Source organism: Pseudomonas sp. DCB_AW (assembly GCF_026240895.1).
GTDB classification, from domain to species: Bacteria; Pseudomonadota; Gammaproteobacteria; order Pseudomonadales; family Pseudomonadaceae; genus Aquipseudomonas; species Aquipseudomonas kermanshahensis.
The window spans coordinates 28,914-45,591 of record NZ_JAPFCE010000042.1; the positions used below are offsets into that span (position 1 = coordinate 28,914).

12 protein-coding genes are annotated in these 16,678 nt (G+C 64.3%); all 12 read left to right on the plus strand.

Annotated features, from left to right (window positions below; genetic code table 11):
- Positions 1–195 precede the first annotated feature (195 nt).
- The 12 genes from speB to lipA all read left to right on the plus strand — a co-directional run bounded on the left by speB (position 196) and on the right by lipA (position 16,587).
- Entirely contained in the window at positions 196–1,167 is a 972-nt protein-coding gene (gene speB, locus OO306_RS19870; RefSeq protein WP_027596333.1) for an agmatinase, read from the plus strand.
- Between the two features lie 15 nt (positions 1,168–1,182).
- Entirely contained in the window at positions 1,183–2,691 is a 1,509-nt protein-coding gene (locus OO306_RS19875) for an aldehyde dehydrogenase (RefSeq protein WP_265969689.1), read from the plus strand.
- Between the two features lie 96 nt (positions 2,692–2,787).
- Positions 2,788–2,967 carry a hypothetical protein gene (locus tag OO306_RS19880; RefSeq protein ID WP_027596335.1) on the plus strand — a complete coding sequence of 60 codons (180 nt, stop codon included), beginning with the start codon at positions 2,788–2,790 and terminating at the stop codon, positions 2,965–2,967.
- A complete protein-coding gene (locus OO306_RS19885; RefSeq protein ID WP_265969690.1) occupies positions 2,964–4,433 on the plus strand; it encodes a cytosine permease in 1,470 nt (489 codons plus the stop codon). The genes OO306_RS19880 and OO306_RS19885 overlap by 4 nt, the downstream gene beginning before the upstream one ends.
- A 4-nt stretch (positions 4,434–4,437) precedes the next feature.
- A complete protein-coding gene (betA, locus tag OO306_RS19890; protein WP_265969691.1) occupies positions 4,438–6,123 on the plus strand; it encodes a choline dehydrogenase in 1,686 nt (561 codons plus the stop codon).
- 439 nt (positions 6,124–6,562) lie between these two features.
- Complete coding sequence (gene cycA, locus OO306_RS19895; RefSeq protein ID WP_265969692.1) at positions 6,563–7,987, plus strand: D-serine/D-alanine/glycine transporter; 1,425 nt, start codon at positions 6,563–6,565, stop codon at positions 7,985–7,987.
- A gap of 82 nt (positions 7,988–8,069) precedes the next feature.
- Positions 8,070–9,599, plus strand: a complete 1,530-nt coding sequence (locus OO306_RS19900; RefSeq protein ID WP_265969693.1) for a sigma-54-dependent transcriptional regulator — start codon at positions 8,070–8,072, stop codon at positions 9,597–9,599.
- A gap of 260 nt (positions 9,600–9,859) precedes the next feature.
- Positions 9,860–10,237, plus strand: coding sequence for a glycine cleavage system protein GcvH (gene gcvH, locus OO306_RS19905; protein ID WP_027596340.1), 378 nt, complete (start codon positions 9,860–9,862; stop codon positions 10,235–10,237).
- A gap of 14 nt (positions 10,238–10,251) precedes the next feature.
- Positions 10,252–13,122, plus strand: a complete 2,871-nt coding sequence (gene gcvP / locus OO306_RS19910) for an aminomethyl-transferring glycine dehydrogenase (RefSeq protein ID WP_265969694.1) — start codon at positions 10,252–10,254, stop codon at positions 13,120–13,122.
- Between the two features lie 60 nt (positions 13,123–13,182).
- On the plus strand, positions 13,183–14,439 hold the full coding sequence (gene glyA, locus OO306_RS19915; RefSeq protein WP_265969695.1) for a serine hydroxymethyltransferase: 1,257 nt from the start codon (positions 13,183–13,185) through the stop codon (positions 14,437–14,439).
- 21 nt (positions 14,440–14,460) lie between these two features.
- Positions 14,461–15,585: a glycine cleavage system aminomethyltransferase GcvT gene (gcvT, locus tag OO306_RS19920; protein WP_265969696.1), complete on the plus strand. Its 1,125-nt coding sequence runs from the start codon at positions 14,461–14,463 to the stop codon at positions 15,583–15,585.
- A 24-nt stretch (positions 15,586–15,609) separates the two neighbouring features.
- On the plus strand, positions 15,610–16,587 hold the full coding sequence (gene lipA, locus OO306_RS19925; RefSeq protein WP_265969697.1) for a lipoyl synthase: 978 nt from the start codon (positions 15,610–15,612) through the stop codon (positions 16,585–16,587).
- Positions 16,588–16,678: the final 91 nt, after the last annotated feature.

The following is a 16,678-nucleotide window of genomic DNA, read 5'->3' on the forward strand; positions in this document are numbered from 1 at the left end:
CACCTGCAAATGACTGCCGGTGCACACCCGGCATTTCGCCTGGCCGCTGGCAGCGGGCGATTACTTCGGGTTGGCCGATGTATGCATCTGCACTTGCGCATTTTTCCCGCGTTGGCCTGCCGCCATAGTGGCTGCAACGGCGGTCGAGCAGTCGCCCCGTCTCCTGACCAGAACAATAAGTGGAGAAACCCGAACATGGCAAAGCACGGTTATGAATCCGGCCGCCTGAACCTGCCCTTCGTAGGGCATTGCACCTTCGCCAAGTCACCCATCTGCACCGACTGGAATGCCATCGACGCCGATGTGGCGATCCTCGGCGCGCCCAACGACATGGGTACCCAATGGCGCTCGGGCGCACGGTTCGGACCGCGCGGCATCCGCGAGGCATCGACCCTGTTCTCGTTCGGCCACGCCGGTGCCTACGACTTCGAAGATGACGCCACCTACCTGACCGATGACCAGCTGCGCATGGTCGATGTCGGCGACGCCGATATCGTGCACACCGACATGGCCACCAGCAATGCCAACATCGAGTCGGCCGTGCGCCAGATCCTCGCGGCGGGTGCCATGCCAATCGTACTGGGCGGCGACCACTCGATCCATGCGCCAGTCATCAAGGCCTTCGAAGGGCGTGGGCCGATCCACATCGTGCACTTCGATGCCCACCTCGACTTCGTCGACGAGCGCCATGGCGTGCGCTACGGCCATGGCAGCCCCTTGCGCCGCGCCTCGGAGCTGGACCACATCGTCGGCATGACCCAGATGGGCATCCGCAACGTGTCGTCTTCCAACCGCGACGACTACGATGCCGCACGCGAAGCCGGCTCGCAGATCCTCTCGGTACGCGACGTGCGTCGCCTGGGCTGCGAAGGTGTGCTGGCGAAGATCCCCGAGGGCCGCGACTACTACATCACCATCGACATCGATGGCTTCGACCCGTCCATCGCCCCAGGCACCGGCACCCCGAGCCATGGCGGATTCTTCTACTACGAAGTGCTGGAGATCATCCAGGCGTTGGCCCGACGCAGCCAGGGGCGGATTGTCGGCATGGACCTGGTGGAAGTGGCCCCGGCCTACGACCCGGCAGGCGTGACCTCGATTCTGGCCGCGCAATTGCTGATGAACAGCATCGGCTTCATCTTCCACGCGCGTGCCAACGCCCGCTGATCCGGAGACTGTACCGTGGACAACAAGGTAAAAGCCTACCTGCAGGCCTTCGGCGTTTCCGAGGCCACCCAGCGTTTTCTCTGCAAGCCCCAGCGCATGTTCATTGGCGGTGCCTGGCTTGAGGCCAGTGACGGTGCCAGCGCCGAGGTCATCGAACCGTCCACCGAGGGCGTGCTGACGCGCATCCCGATGGGCACGCAGGATGACCTCGACCGCGCGGTGCGTGCCGCCCGTGCGCAATTCGATGGTGGCCCCTGGAGCCAGCTCAAGCCCCTGGAACGTGAGCGCCTGATTCATCGCTTGGCCGACCTCATAGAAGACAATGCCGACGAGCTGGCGCAGATCGAGTCGATCGACATGGGCAAGTCGGTCGCCCAGGCCCGCGCGGTGGATATCCAAGGTACCGTCGATACGCTGCGCTATTTCGCCGGCTGGGCCAGCAAGATCCATGGGCGCACGGTCGAGCCTTCGCTGCCGGGCAACTACCTGGCCTACACCCGCAAGGAAGCGGTCGGCGTGGTGGGGGCCATCGTGCCCTGGAACTTCCCGCTGCAAACCATGGCCTGGAAGCTCGGCGCGGCGCTGGCGACCGGCTGCACCGTGGTGGTCAAGCCGGCGGAGCTGACGTCGCTGTCGGCCCTGCGCTTTGCCGAGCTGGTGCAGGCGGCGGGCATCCCTGACGGTGTGCTGAACATCGTCACCGGTCGCGGCAGCGTGGTGGGCACGGCGATGTCCAGCCACCCAGGCATCGACAAGCTGAGCTTCACCGGCTCTACCCCGGTGGGCTGCTCGGTGGGCAAGGCGGCGATGGACCAGATGAAACGCCTGACCCTGGAACTGGGCGGCAAGTCGCCGGTGATCGTGTTCGCCGATGCCGACATTGACGCGGCGGCTGAGGCGGTCGCCAACGGTGTGTTCTTCAACTCGGGGCAGGTGTGTGATGCCGGTACCCGTGCCTATGTCGAGCGCAGCGTCTACCCAGCCTTCCTCGAAGCGCTGGCCCGCTATACGGCCACGCTGAAGATTGCCCCGGGCCTGGACCCTGACTGCTTCATCAGCCCCATGGTGTCGCGCCAGCAACAGCAGCGGGTACTGGAATACATCGCCCTGGGCAAGGCCGAAGGGGCGCAGGTGTACTACGGTGGCGAGCCGGTCGAAGGCCCGGGCTTCTACGTGCAGCCGACCATCTTCGCCCACTGCAACAACGCCATGCGCATCGTCCGCGAGGAGATCTTCGGCCCGGTGCTGGTGACCTTGCCCTTCGATACCCAGGAGCAGGCCCTGGCGCTGGCCAACGATTCGGAATACGGCTTGGCCGCGGCCATCTATTCCAACGACCTGGGCAAGGTCCACGGGCTGATCCCGCGCCTGCGCGCTGGCACCGTCTACGTCAACGCCCACAGCACGCTGGACCCCTCCATGCCGTTTGGTGGCTACAAACAATCGGGCTATGGCAAGGACATGGGCGCTGAACAACTGGAGTTTTTGCTGGAGACCAAGGCGGTCTGGATCACCTTGCCCTGAGGTACAGGGCTGGCCCGCGTCGCCTGGTTTGGCGAGCGACGCGGGCCACATGAACGCATCGAATTTCAAGAACAAGAACCCGTCGAGGTGATGCCAATGAACAGCCAAGTGGATACCGAGCGTGCACAAGACCTGGAACGGCGCCTGCGCGCCTATGAAGAACTGGAGGGCAGGGCGCACTGGCCCGGCGCGCTGAGCGCGGCGGATGTTGTTGCCCTGGCCGTGCTGACCCTGGTCATGGTGGTGGGCGCGTATTGCCTGGGGGGCCAGCCATGAGCCGCTCCAGAGAGCAGGAATTTCGCCTGGCCGCCGAACGCGGCGATACACCCTTGCTGCCGGGTGAGCGGGTCTGGGGCTTCTGGGGTTATGCCTACGCCAACTCGGCGTTGGCGGTGGCCACCTGGGTGTTTTTGATCGGCGGTGCCACTGCGCTGTTTGTCGGGCCCTTGCAAGGCATTGCCGCGATCATCATCGGCAACATCATCGGCGTGGTGCTCGCGGCCTCGTCCACCTGCCTGCCGTGCGGCAAGTACGGCGTCGAGCAGTTCACTTTCCTGCGCAGCATGTTTGGCCTCAATGGCAGCCGGCTGGTCTATACCCTTTCGGTGGTGATCCTGACCATGGGTTGGCTGGCGGTGCTGGGGCTGATGTGCGGGCGTGCGCTGGACAACCTGGAAACCCTCGTGCAGCACAGCCAGCCCGACAGCAATGACTGGCTGGTGACCGCCGGGGCCTTGCTGGCCATCGTGCTGGCGGCGCTGGTGGCCATGCGCGGGCCAGACATGATCCGCCGCCTGAGCGCGGTGATCGCGCCCAGCTTGATCCTGATCATGCTGGCGCTGATGTACTTCATCTCCCGCCGCTACAGTTTCGGCGAACTGCTGGCCATGCCGCCCTTGCAGCCTCCGTTCGAAAACCCGCACGTCAACTTCATGATCGCGGTTGAAATCAACATCGCTGCGGGGTTCTCCTGGTGGCCCTACATCGGCAACCTGTCGCGCCTGTGCAGCAACCAGCGTACGGCGTTTTGGCCCAACCTGGTGGGCATCTTCGGCGCCGCGTCGCTGGGTGAGTCGGTCAGCCTGTTCGCCGCCACCACCTTGGGCAGCAGCGACCCCACCGCCTGGATGCGGCTGGCCGGCGGCATGACCTTCGGCGTGATCGCCCTGAGCTTTCTGGCGCTGGCCAACCTGACGGGCATGGTCAACATCCTCTACACAGCAGTCATCGGCCTGCGTCAGTTGGCCGGGGAGCGGTTGCGCAGCCTGGGCTGGGGGATGCTGATCGGGCTGTTCTGCATCATCCCGGTGGTCATCGTGGTGTGCCTCCCGGGTATCTACGACGGCTTCTTCATCTTCTTGGTGTGGACGTCGGCGCTGAACAGCGCGCTGGCCGGCATCGGCATCGCCGATTACTTCTTCCTGCGCAAGCAACGCCTGAACCTGCGCCATTTGTATGCCGAGCAAAGCGGCTCGCCGTTGCGCTTCTGCAAAGGCTTCAACCCCATCGCGCTGCTGGCGCTGGTGGCAGGGTTTGCCATCTACGTGATGGTGTTCAACCCGCAAACCTTGGCCCATACCGATTTCTTCACCTTCGCCACCGCCTCGCTGCCGTCCTGCCTGCTGGCCGGGCTGGTGCATTACGGCCTGACCCGCCTGCTGGCCACACGCCTGGGCTGGGGCGGCTACCCCAAGGGCAATGAACGCAACATCGAGGCCGCAGGCCTTCGCGTACAGGACTAGAACAATGAAAAAACGATACGACTACATCATCATCGGCGCAGGCTCTGCCGGCTGCGTCCTGGCCAACCGCCTGACCGAAGATGCCGGCACCTCGGTACTGGTGCTGGAGTTCGGCGGCAGTGACCGCAGCGTGCTCATCCAGATGCCCAGTGCGTTCTCGCTGCCGATGAATACCAAGAAGTACAACTGGCGCTACGAGACCGCCGCCGAAGCCCACCTGGACGGCCGCCGATTGCACTGCCCGAGGGGCAAAGTGCTGGGGGGATCGTCCTCGATCAACGGGCTGGTGTACATCCGTGGCCATGCCTGCGACTTCGATGAATGGGAAAGCCTGGGCGCGAAGCACTGGAGCTACCGCAACTGCCTGCCGTACTTCAAGCGCGCCGAGCATTTCAAGTTTGGTGGCGATGACTACCGCGGCGGCGCAGGGCCGCTGGCCACCAACAACGGCAACAACATGCAGAACCCGCTGTACGGTGCCTGGGTAGAGGCCGGGGCTGAGGCCGGCTACATCAAGACCGCCGACTGCAATGGCTACATGCAGGAAGGCTTCGGCGCCATGCACATGACCGTGAAGGACGGGGTGCGCTGGTCCACCGCCAATGCCTACCTGCGCCCGGCGATGAACCGGCCGAACCTGACCGTGGTGACCCACGCCATGACCCGGCGCATCCTGCTCGACGGCAAGCGCGCAGTGGGCGTGGAGTATGACGAGGGCGGGCAGACCCACACGGTGCATTGCAACCGCGAGGTGTTGGTATCGTCCGGCCCGATCGGCTCGCCGCACCTGTTGCAGCGCTCGGGTATCGGCCCAGAGGCAGTGCTGAAAAAGGCCGGCATCAAGGTGCTGCACGACCTGCCGGGTGTGGGCGAAAACCTGCAGGACCACTCGGAAATCTACATCCAGTACGCGTGCAAGGAGCCCGTGACCCTCAACGGCAAGATGAGCCTGCTGGGCAGGGCGATGATCGGCCTGCGTTGGCTGCTGTTCAAGGATGGCCTGGGCGCCAGCAACCACTTCGAGGCGGGTGGTTTTATCCGCTCGTCCAAGGGGCTGCGTTGGCCGGACATCCAGTTCCACTTCCTGCCGGCGGCTATGCGCTACGACGGTGACAAACCGTTCAAGGGCCACGGTTTCATGGTGCTGACCGGGCCGAACAAGCCCAAGAGCCGCGGCCATGTGCGGGCCCTGTCGGCCGACCCTTACCAGCACCCGGAAATCCGCTTCAACTACCTGCAAAGCGAGGCGGACCGCGAGGGCTTCCGCCGCTGCGTGCGCCTGACCCGTGAGATCATCGCCCAGCCGGCCATGGACCGCTTCCGCGGCGAGGAGCTGGCACCTGGGCCGCAGGTGCAGACCGATGAGCAGATCGATGCCTTCGTGCGTGCCAACATGGAAAGCACCATGCACCCGTGCGGTTCTTGCCGCATGGGTGAGGACGACATGGCAGTGGTGGATTCGACGTTGCGTGTGCATGGCCTGCAGGGGCTGCGGGTGATCGACTCGTCGGTGTTCCCGAGCGAGCCCAACGGCAACCTCAACGCACCGACCATCATGCTGGCCGAACGTGCCGCCGACCTGGTGCGCGGGCGTGAGCCGCTGGCGCCGGTCGATGTGCCGGTCGGTTTGGTGGACGGGTGGGAAGAACAACAGCGCAGCCGCGCGCCGCGGCGCGAGGTGCGTGCGTGATCAAGCGTGGGTGAGCCTACGCGGTCCCTGTGGGAGCGGGTTTACCCGCGAACACCGGCGAAGCCGGTGCCATACACCGCGTCGGATTTTTCGCGGGTAAACCCGCTCCCACAGGTACAGCGCTGGCCATGGGGCGGATGAAGCAGATAAACCTGGACTGATAGCGCTCCATTGTAGTGATATCGATACAGCACAGGGCAGGGCACGGTATACGACGCTTCGGTGTCGTACACCGCGCCTTTACCGCCACCGCCTGGAGTGGCTTCATTACAGCAATAAACGTTAATACCCACACAGACCCCCGTATTTAAAGGGCTCTAGCCTTTGGCATAGTCCTTGCTCTTTCCCTTGCGTTCGGCCGGCTGTTGCAACGCATGTCCGGTTAGAAAGTTGAACTTGTGACGTTATAAAAACAATTAAACTAGCAAGGTAAATAACAATGAATAACCTGCCGCAGGGTCACTGTCCGCCTGAGGGTGACACCCACGAACTCAAACGTAACCTGTCCAACCGCCATATCCAGTTGATCGCCATCGGCGGCGCCATTGGCACGGGCCTGTTCATGGGCTCTGGCAAGACCATCAGCCTGGCTGGGCCTTCGATCATCTTCGTCTACATGATCATCGGCTTCATGCTGTTTTTCGTCATGCGGGCGATGGGCGAACTGTTGTTGTCCAACTTGCAGTACAAGTCATTCATCGACTTTTCGGCGGACCTGTTGGGCCCGTGGGCGGGGTTCTTTACCGGGTGGACCTACTGGTTCTGCTGGATCGTCACCGGTATTGCCGACGTTATCGCCATCGCCGCCTATTCACAGTTCTGGTTCCCGGATATTCCCTTGTGGTTACCGGCACTGGCCTGCGTCGGTGTGTTGCTGTCGCTCAACCTGATGACGGTGAAGATGTTCGGTGAACTGGAATTCTGGTTCGCCATGATCAAGATCGTGGCCATCTGCGCCTTGGTCTGCACCGGGGTGTACATGGTGGCGGCAGCCTATCAGTCGCCGACCGGTAACGTCGCCTCGCTGGCCAACCTGTGGAACGACGACGGGATGTTCCCCCACGGCGCCATGGGCTTCTTCGCCGGTTTCCAGATTGCGGTGTTCGCCTTCGTCGGCATCGAACTGGTCGGCACCACCGCGGCCGAAACCAAGAACCCGGAACGCAACCTGCCACGGGCCATCAACTCCATCCCGCTGCGCATCATCGTCTTCTACGTGCTGGCGTTGATTGCCATCATGGCCGTGACCCCGTGGCGAGAAGTGGTGGCCAACAAGAGCCCCTTCGTCGAACTGTTCGTGCTGGCCGGGCTGCCTGCTGCAGCGGGGATCATCAACTTCGTGGTACTGACGTCTGCGGCGTCTTCGGCCAACAGTGGCGTGTTCTCGACCAGCCGCATGCTCTATGGCCTGGCGGTGGAGGGTGATGCACCGGGCCGGTTCAGCGCGTTATCACGCCGGGCGGTGCCCTCCAACGGCTTGATCTTCTCCTGTATTTGCCTGACCGCTGGCGCCCTGGTGATCTACCTGGTGCCGAACATGCTCGACGCGTTCACGCTGATTACCACGGTGTCGGCCCTGCTGTTCATGTTCGTCTGGTCGATCATCCTGCTGTCTTACCTGGCGTACCGCAAACAGCGTGACCACCTGCACCGTGCGTCGAAATACAAGATGCCGGGCGGCACGATCATGTGCTGGGTCTGCCTGGTGTTCTTCGCTTTCATCCTCGGCCTGCTGGCCCTGGAGGCGGACACCCGCATGGCGTTGTTCGCTGTGCCTGTGTGGTTTGCCGTGCTGGGCCTGTCCTACCGGTCCATTCGCCAGAAAAAACAGGAGCACGCCGCGTTGTCGCTCGAAGCGGAGTAACCGCCGCCTTCACGTTCTAACCAGGGGGACAGCGCCGGGTGCGCTGTCCCCCTGTTGTCGTTTCGCCAACCAGGGAATCACGATGAGAATCCACGTCACCTTCATCGACCGCGTCGGCATCACCCAGGAAATCCTGGCACTGCTAGGGGCGCGCAACCTCAACCTGGACGCGGTGGAAATGATCCCGCCCAACGTCTACATCGACGCCCCGGCGCTGTCACAGGCCGTGCTGGACGAGCTCTACGGTGCGCTGTTGCGCGTGGTGGGGGTGCAGGCGGTCGAGTTGGTCGACTTCCTGCCTGGCCACCGCCGGCGGCTGCAACTGGAGGCCCTGTTGGCGTCGATGAGTGACCCAGTGCTGGCGGTTGACCCCGGCGGCCATGTGCTGCTGGCCAACCCCACCCTGGTCAACCTCATTGGCCGCGAGCCGGCCGGCGAGCCGTTGTCGCGGCTGTTTGCCGAGGCCGACTTGGCCCAAACCCTGATCGACAAGGGCTTTCGCCTGCCCATGTGCGAGGTCGGCTTCCAGGGCCAGGCATTGTTGCTGGAAGCCACGCCCATCAGCGGTGGTGCCGATGCCCTGGTGGGCGGCCTGCTTACCCTGTACCCGCCAAGCCGCATCGGCGAGCGCCTGGCGTCGTTGCTGCACGACCACACCGAAGGGCTGGAGGGGCTGCTGGGCGATTCCACGGCGCTGAAGGAACTCAAGGTGCGCCTGCACAAGGTGGCTGGCCTTGAGGCGCCGCTGCTGATCCAGGGCGAGACGGGCACCGGCAAGGAGTTGGTCGCCCGCGCCTGCCACGCCCTCAGTGCCCGGCGCGATGCGTCGTTCCTGGCCCTCAACTGCGCCGCCTTGCCCGAGAGCCTGGCCGAAAGCGAACTGTTTGGCTACGCCGCTGGCGCATTCACCGGCGCCCAGCGCGGCGGCAAGCCCGGCCTGCTGGAGCTGGGCGATGGCGGCACGGTGTTTCTCGATGAAGTGGGGGAGATGTCGCCTTACCTGCAGGCCAAGCTGTTGCGCTTTCTCAATGACGGCAGCTTCCGCCGCGTCGGCGGTGGCGGCGAGGTGCGGGTGAATGTGCGGGTGGTCTGTGCCACCCACCGCAACCTCGAAAGCATGGTGGTCGAAGGCAGCTTTCGCGAAGACCTGTACTACCGCCTCAACGTGCTCAACCTCAAGGTGCCGCCCTTGCGCGAGCGAGGCAAGGACATCCTGCTGCTGGCCGAGTACTTCCTGCGCCAGGCCTGCGCGCAGATACAGCGCTCGCCCTGCCGGTTGGCGCTGGCGACCCATCCGCTGCTGCTGGGCAACCGCTGGGCGGGTAACGTGCGCCAGTTGCAGAACGTGATTTTCCGCGCCGCGGCCATCAGCGAAGGGGAGGTGATCGACTGCGACGACCTGGAGTTGGCCGGCACCGCCTTGAGCAGCCAGCAGCCCGACGTACACGAAATCATCAGCCTGGAAGCGGCCGTGCAGGGGTTCGAAAAATCCCTGCTGGAAAAGCTCTATGCAACCTATCCCTCGACCCGGCAACTGGCCGCACGCTTGCAGACGTCGCACACGGCCATCGGCCAGCGCTTGCGCAAATACGGCATTGCCACCCGGGCGTAGCACCCTGGTGTCAATGCGTTCCACTGGAGTGATTGCACTCCAGTTCGGCGAGGTCCCCGCGTTCATTGGCACGCCCCGGCACGCAGGCCTGCCGGGGCGATGCACTGGAGCTTATTCGTTCCGCCTGGGCCGACTGGAATGGTCCTCGTTTTTATCCTAAGTCATTGAAATAAAAGAATTTAATCAAGTTGGCATCGCCCTTGCTCTTGTAGTTTTCAGTCCTGTACCGGGACCTACCTGATAACAAGAGAGGAAGATCCATGAGCATGCTGCGTTTTACCCCCGAACACGAATGGCTGCGTCTGGAAGCGACTGGCGAACTGACTGTCGGCATCACCACCTATGCCCAGGAGGCGCTGGGGGACGTGGTGTTCGTGCAGTTGCCAGAGCCGGGCGAGTACGGCGAGGGCAATGAAGTCGCAGTGCTGGAGTCGGTGAAGGCCGCCAGCAACATCAGCATGCCCCTGAACGGTACTGTGGTGGCGGTTAACCAGGCCCTGGCCGACGACCCGGAACTGGTTAATGCCTCGCCGATGCAGGACGGCTGGTTCTTCCGTATCCAGGTGGCCAATCTCGCCGACCTCGACACCTTGATGGACCAGGACGGCTACGACCGCTTCCTGGCCGACAACGCCTGAGCCAGGGTATCGACATGCACAACGCACCGTTTCCATTGACCACGGATAATGAGTTTATCGCCCGCCACATTGGCCCGCGTGAGCACGATATCGAGGCGATGCTGGCGCTGACCGGCCATGGCTCCCTGCAGGCCCTGGTCGACAGCGTCATCCCAGGCAGCATCAAAGGCACCAGCGTGCTTGAACTGAGCAAAGGGCAGGGCGAGGCCGAGGCCCTGGCTGCGCTCAAGGCCATCGCCGCGAAGAACCAGCTGTTTCGTAACCACATCGGGCAAGGCTACTACCCGTGCCACACGCCGACGCCGATCTTGCGCAACCTGCTGGAAAACCCAGCCTGGTACACCGCCTACACGCCGTATCAACCAGAGATTTCCCAAGGCCGCCTGGAAGCGCTGCTCAATTTCCAGACCTTGGTCTGCGACCTCACCGGCATGCAGATCGCCAACGCGTCCTTGCTCGACGAGGCCACCGCTGCGGCCGAAGCCATGACCTTCTGCAAGCGCCTGGCAAAGAGCAAGGCACCGGCCTTTTTCGCCTCCCGCCACTGCCACCCGCAAACCCTTGACGTGCTGCGCACCCGTGCCCAGCCGCTGGGTATCGAGGTGGTCATCGGTGATGAAGCGGCACTGGAAGGCCAAGGCCTTGAGGCGTACTTCGGCCTGTTGCTGCAGTACCCGGCCAGCACTGGCGCTATCGCCGATCACCGGGCCCTGGTGCAACGCGCCCATGCCGTCGGCGCATTAGTGGCGGTGGCCGCCGACCTGCTGGCGCTGACCTTGCTGACCCCGCCGGGCGAGTTCGATGCCGACGTGGTGCTGGGCAGCGCCCAGCGCTTTGGCGTGCCGCTGGGCTTTGGCGGCCCGCACGCGGCATACTTCGCTACGCGCGATGCGTTCAAACGCGACATGCCCGGCCGCCTGGTCGGTGTCTCCATCGACCGCTTTGGCAAGCCGGCGCTGCGCCTGGCCATGCAGACCCGCGAGCAACACATCCGCCGCGAGAAAGCGACCAGCAACATCTGCACCGCGCAGGTGCTGCTGGCCAACATCGCCAGCATGTACGCGGTGTATCACGGCCCTCAAGGCCTGGCGCAGATCGCCCAGCGTGTGCACCGGTTAACGGCAGTCCTGGTGAAAGGGCTGCTGCAGCTCGGGCACACAGTGGAACAAGCGCACTTCTTCGATACCGTCAGCGTGGTCACTGCCAGGCCTGCGGCCGATGTGCTGGCCGCCGCCCAAGAGGCCCGCCTGAACCTGCGCCCGATCGACGCCCAGCGGGTCGGCCTGTCACTGGATGAAACCTGCGAGCAGGCCAGTGTCGAGGCCTTGTGGCAGGTGTTCGCCGCCCCGGGCCAGGCGCTTCCGGCCTTCGTCGCCCTGGCAGAGCGCTGTGGCGATTGCCTACCGGTGCAGTTGCTGCGCGAAACCCCGTTCCTGCAGCACCCGGTGTTCAACCGCTACCATTCTGAAACAGCACTGATGCGCTACCTGCGCAGCTTGGCCGACAAGGACCTGGCGCTGGACCGCACCATGATCGCGCTGGGCTCGTGCACCATGAAGCTCAACGCCGCCAGCGAGATGATCCCGATCACCTGGCCCGAGTTCGCCAACCTGCACCCGTTCGCCCCGGCCGAACAGTCGCTCGGCTATCGGCAACTGACGGACGAATTGCAGGCGATGCTCTGCGAGGCCACCGGCTATGACGCGATGTCGTTGCAGCCCAACGCCGGCTCGCAAGGGGAATACGCAGGCCTGCTGGCCATCCGCGCTTACCACGCCAGCCGTGGTGAAGCGGGCCGTGATGTTTGCCTGATCCCTTCGTCCGCCCACGGCACAAACCCGGCCACGGCGCAGATGGCCGGCCTGCGCGTGGTGGTGGTCAATTGCGATGAGCGCGGCAACGTCGATGTGGCCGACCTGCAAGCCAAGGCCGAGCAGCACCAGGCGCAACTGGCCGCGCTGATGATCACCTACCCCTCGACCCACGGGGTGTTCGAAGAGGGCATCACCCGCATCTGCGACATCATTCATGCGTACGGCGGCCAGGTGTACCTGGACGGTGCCAACATGAACGCCATGGTCGGCCTCTGCGCCCCGGGCAAGTTCGGCGGCGACGTGTCGCACCTCAACCTGCACAAGACCTTCTGCATCCCGCACGGCGGTGGTGGCCCCGGTGTCGGCCCGATCGGGGTCAAGGCGCACCTGGCGCCGTTCCTGCCTGGCCACGCGCACCTGGAACATAAACAAGGTGCCGTCTGCGCAGCGCCTTATGGCAGTGCGAGCATCCTGCCGATTACCTGGATGTACATCCGCATGATGGGTGGCGAAGGGCTCAAGCGTGCCTCGCAGCTGGCGATTCTGAGTGCCAACTACATTGCCCGGCGCCTGGAGGAGCACTACCCGGTGCTGTACACCGGCGAGAATGGCCTGGTCGCCCACGAATGCATCCTCGACCTGCGCCCGCTAAAGGACAGCAGCGGCATCAGCGTCGAGGACGTGGCCAAGCGCCTGATCGATTTCGGCTTCCATGCCCCGACCATGTCGTTCCCGGTGGCTGGCACGCTGATGGTCGAGCCGACCGAGAGCGAGTCCAAGGAAGAGCTGGACCGCTTCTGCGAGGCGATGATCTGCATCCGCGAGGAAATCCGCGCGGTGGAAAACGGCACCTTCGACACGCTCGACAACCCGCTGAAAAACGCCCCACACACCGCCAGCGAACTCGTGGGCGAATGGCCCCATCGCTACGGCCGGGAGCTGGCGGTGTACCCGTTGCAGACGCTGCGCGAGAACAAGTACTGGCCGCCAGTGGGGCGCGTGGACAACGTCTACGGTGACCGCAACCTGGCCTGTGCCTGCCCGCCCATGTCGGTCTACCAAGACGCCTGACTGCCCAGGCCCGGACCCCGTCCGGGCCTTGCCTGCCCCCAACAATAAGGAAGCACCCACATGTTCCATAAAAGCCTCACCCTGTCCGACTTCGACCCTGCGCTGCAGGAGGCCATCAGCCGCGAAGTACAACGCCAGGAAGACCACATCGAGCTGATCGCCTCGGAAAACTACACCAGCCCGCAAGTGATGCAGGCCCAGGGCACCGAGCTGACCAACAAGTACGCCGAAGGCTACCCAGGCAAGCGTTACTACGGGGGGTGTGAGCACGTCGATGTGGTTGAACAGTTGGCCATCGAGCGCGCCAAGCAGCTGTTCGGTGCCGACTACGCGAACGTCCAGCCGCACTCGGGTTCCTCGGCCAACAGCGCTGTGTACCTGGCTTTGCTGCAGGCTGGTGACACCCTCCTGGGCATGAGCCTGGCCCACGGCGGCCACCTGACCCACGGCGCTAAAGTGTCGTCCTCGGGCAAGCTGTACAACGCGGTTCAATACGGCATCGACACCAAGACCGGCCTGATCGACTACGACGAAGTCGAGCGCCTGGCGGTCGAGCACACGCCGAAAATGATCGTCGCCGGCTTCTCGGCCTACTCCAAGACCCTCGACTTCCCACGCTTGCGCGCCATCGCCGATAAGGTCGGTGCGCTGCTGTTCGTCGACATGGCCCACGTTGCCGGCCTGGTTGCTGCGGGCCTGTACCCGAACCCGATCCCGTTCGCCGACGTGGTCACCACCACCACCCACAAGACCCTGCGCGGCCCACGTGGCGGTTTGATCCTGGCCAAGTCCAACCCAGAGATCGAGAAAAAGCTCAACGCTGCCGTGTTCCCCGGCGCCCAGGGTGGCCCGCTGATGCACGTCATCGCCGCCAAGGCCGTGTGCTTCAAGGAAGCGCTGGAGCCAGGCTTCAAGGCCTACCAGCAACAAGTGATCGAAAACGCCCAGGCCATGGCCCAGGTGTTCATCGACCGCGGCTACGACGTGGTTTCCGGCGGCACTGACAACCACCTGTTCCTGGTCAGCCTGATCCGCCAGGGCCTCACCGGTAAAGATGCCGACGCCGCCCTGGGCCGCGCGCACATCACCGTCAACAAGAACGCCGTGCCCAACGACCCGCAGTCGCCATTTGTGACCTCGGGCCTGCGTATCGGCACCCCGGCGGTCACCACCCGTGGCTTCAAGGTGGCCGAATGCGTGGCCCTGGCCGGCTGGGTCTGCGACATCCTCGACCACCTTGGCGATGCCGATGTCGAGGCCCAGGTGGCCGCGTCGGTGGCCAGGCTGTGCGCGGAATATCCGGTCTATCGCGCCTGAATCGACTACGGGGAATCGTTCATGTCCACAGAACAACTCAAACAAACACCACTGCATGACCTGCACCTGAAACTCGGCGCGCGCATGGTGCCCTTTGCCGGCTACGCCATGCCGGTGCAATACCCGCTGGGGGTGCTCAAGGAGCACCTGCATACCCGCGAGCAGGCCGGCCTGTTCGACGTTTCGCACATGGGGCAGATTCGCCTGCGCGGCGCCGGCGCTGCCAAGGCATTGGAGGCGCTGGTGCCGGTCGACATCCTCGACCTGCCGGTGGGCATGCAGCGTTATGCGCTGTTCACCAACGACGACGGCGGCATCCTCGACGACCTGATGGTGGCCAACCTGGGCGGTGACGAACTGTTGCTGGTGGTCAACGCTGGCTGCAAGGACCAGGACCTGCTGCACCTCAAGCAGCATCTGGAAGGGCAGTGCGAGGTCGAATCGCTGTTCGAAAGCCACGCCTTGCTGGCCCTGCAGGGGCCTGCGGCGGCCAAGGTGCTGGGCCGCCTGGCGTCCCAGGTCGGCGCCATGACCTTCATGCAGTTCGCCCGTGTGAAGCTGCTGGGTGTTGACTGCTACGTCAGCCGCTCGGGTTATACCGGTGAGGATGGCTTCGAGATCTCGGTGCCGGCCGAGGCGGCGGCAATGCTCGCCCGCACGCTGCTGGCCGAGCCTGAGGTCGAGGCCATCGGCCTGGGCGCCCGCGATTCGCTGCGCCTGGAGGCCGGGCTGTGCCTGTACGGCCATGACATGGACGCGCGCAGCACACCTATCGAGGCCAGCCTGACCTGGGCGATCTCCAAGGCTCGACGTGCCGAGGGCGTGCGGGCCGGCGGTTTTCCGGGGGCCGAACGCCTCTTTGCCCAGCAACGCGAGGGCGTGGCCAGTAAACGGGTGGGCCTGATGCCCAAAGCGCGTGTACCGGTGCGGGAAGGGGCGCTGATCGTCGATGCCAACGACCAGGAAGTCGGCCGTGTCACCAGCGGCGGTTTCGGCCCCAGCCTGGGCGGGCCGTTGGCGATGGGGTACGTGCACAGTGCGCACGCGGCATTGGAAACCGAAGTCTTCGCCTTGGTGCGAGGCAAGCGGGTGCCGATGCAGGTGGTACGCACACCCTTTGTGGCGCAACGTTATTACCGTGGCTGAAGCCTTGATTGCCGGAGCATGAACATGAACCAGACCCTGCCTGCCGCCACGCTCCCGCAGCCCCTGCAAGCCGGTGTGAAACTGCGCGGCGCCGACAAGGTGGCGCGCATCCCGGTGAAAATCCTGCCCACCGAGGAGGTGCCGCGTAAACCTGACTGGATTCGCGTGGGCATTGCCACGTCACCCGAGGTCGCACGGGTCAAGGCGCTGCTGCGCAAGCACAAGCTGCACAGTGTTTGCGAAGAAGCGTCGTGCCCGAACCTGGGCGAGTGCTTCTCCGGTGGCACGGCGACCTTCATGATCATGGGCGACATCTGCACCCGCCGTTGCCCATTCTGCGACGTCGGCCACGGGCGGCCGAAACCGCTGGATGCCGATGAGCCGAAGAACCTGGCGATTGCCATTGCCGACCTGCGCCTGAAGTACGTGGTGATCACCTCGGTGGACCGCGATGACCTGCGCGACGGCGGCGCCCAGCACTTCGTCGACTGCCTGCGTGAAATCCGCACGCTGTCGCCGGGCGTCAAGCTGGAGACCCTGGTGCCGGACTACCGCGGGCGCATGGACGTGGCCCTGGCCATCACCGCGCAGGAGCCGCCGGACGTGTTCAACCACAACCTGGAAACCGTGCCGCGCCTGTACAAGGCGGCACGGCCGGGCTCGGACTTCGAGTGGTCGCTGGACCTGCTGGAGAATTTCAAACGCCGTGTGCCCAGCGTACCGACCAAATCCGGGCTGATGCTGGGCCTGGGTGAAACCGATGAAGAAGTGATCGAGGTGATGCAGCGCATGCGCGAGCACCAGGTCGACATGCTGACCCTGGGGCAATACCTGCAACCGTCGCGCAGCCACCTGCCGGTGCAGCGCTTCGTGCACCCGGACACCTTCGCCTGGTTTGCCGAACGGGCCTTGGCGATGGGCTTCAAGAACGTGGCGTCCGGGCCGCTGGTGCGGTCCTCCTACCATGCCGACCAGCAAGCGCTGCAGGCCCATGTGCAATAGCGCTGCGCCCCCAATCTGTGTAGGAGCAGCCTTGCGCTGCGAAGAGGCCGGTGAAAACACAATCAATGTTCGTTGCTATCACCGGCCTCTT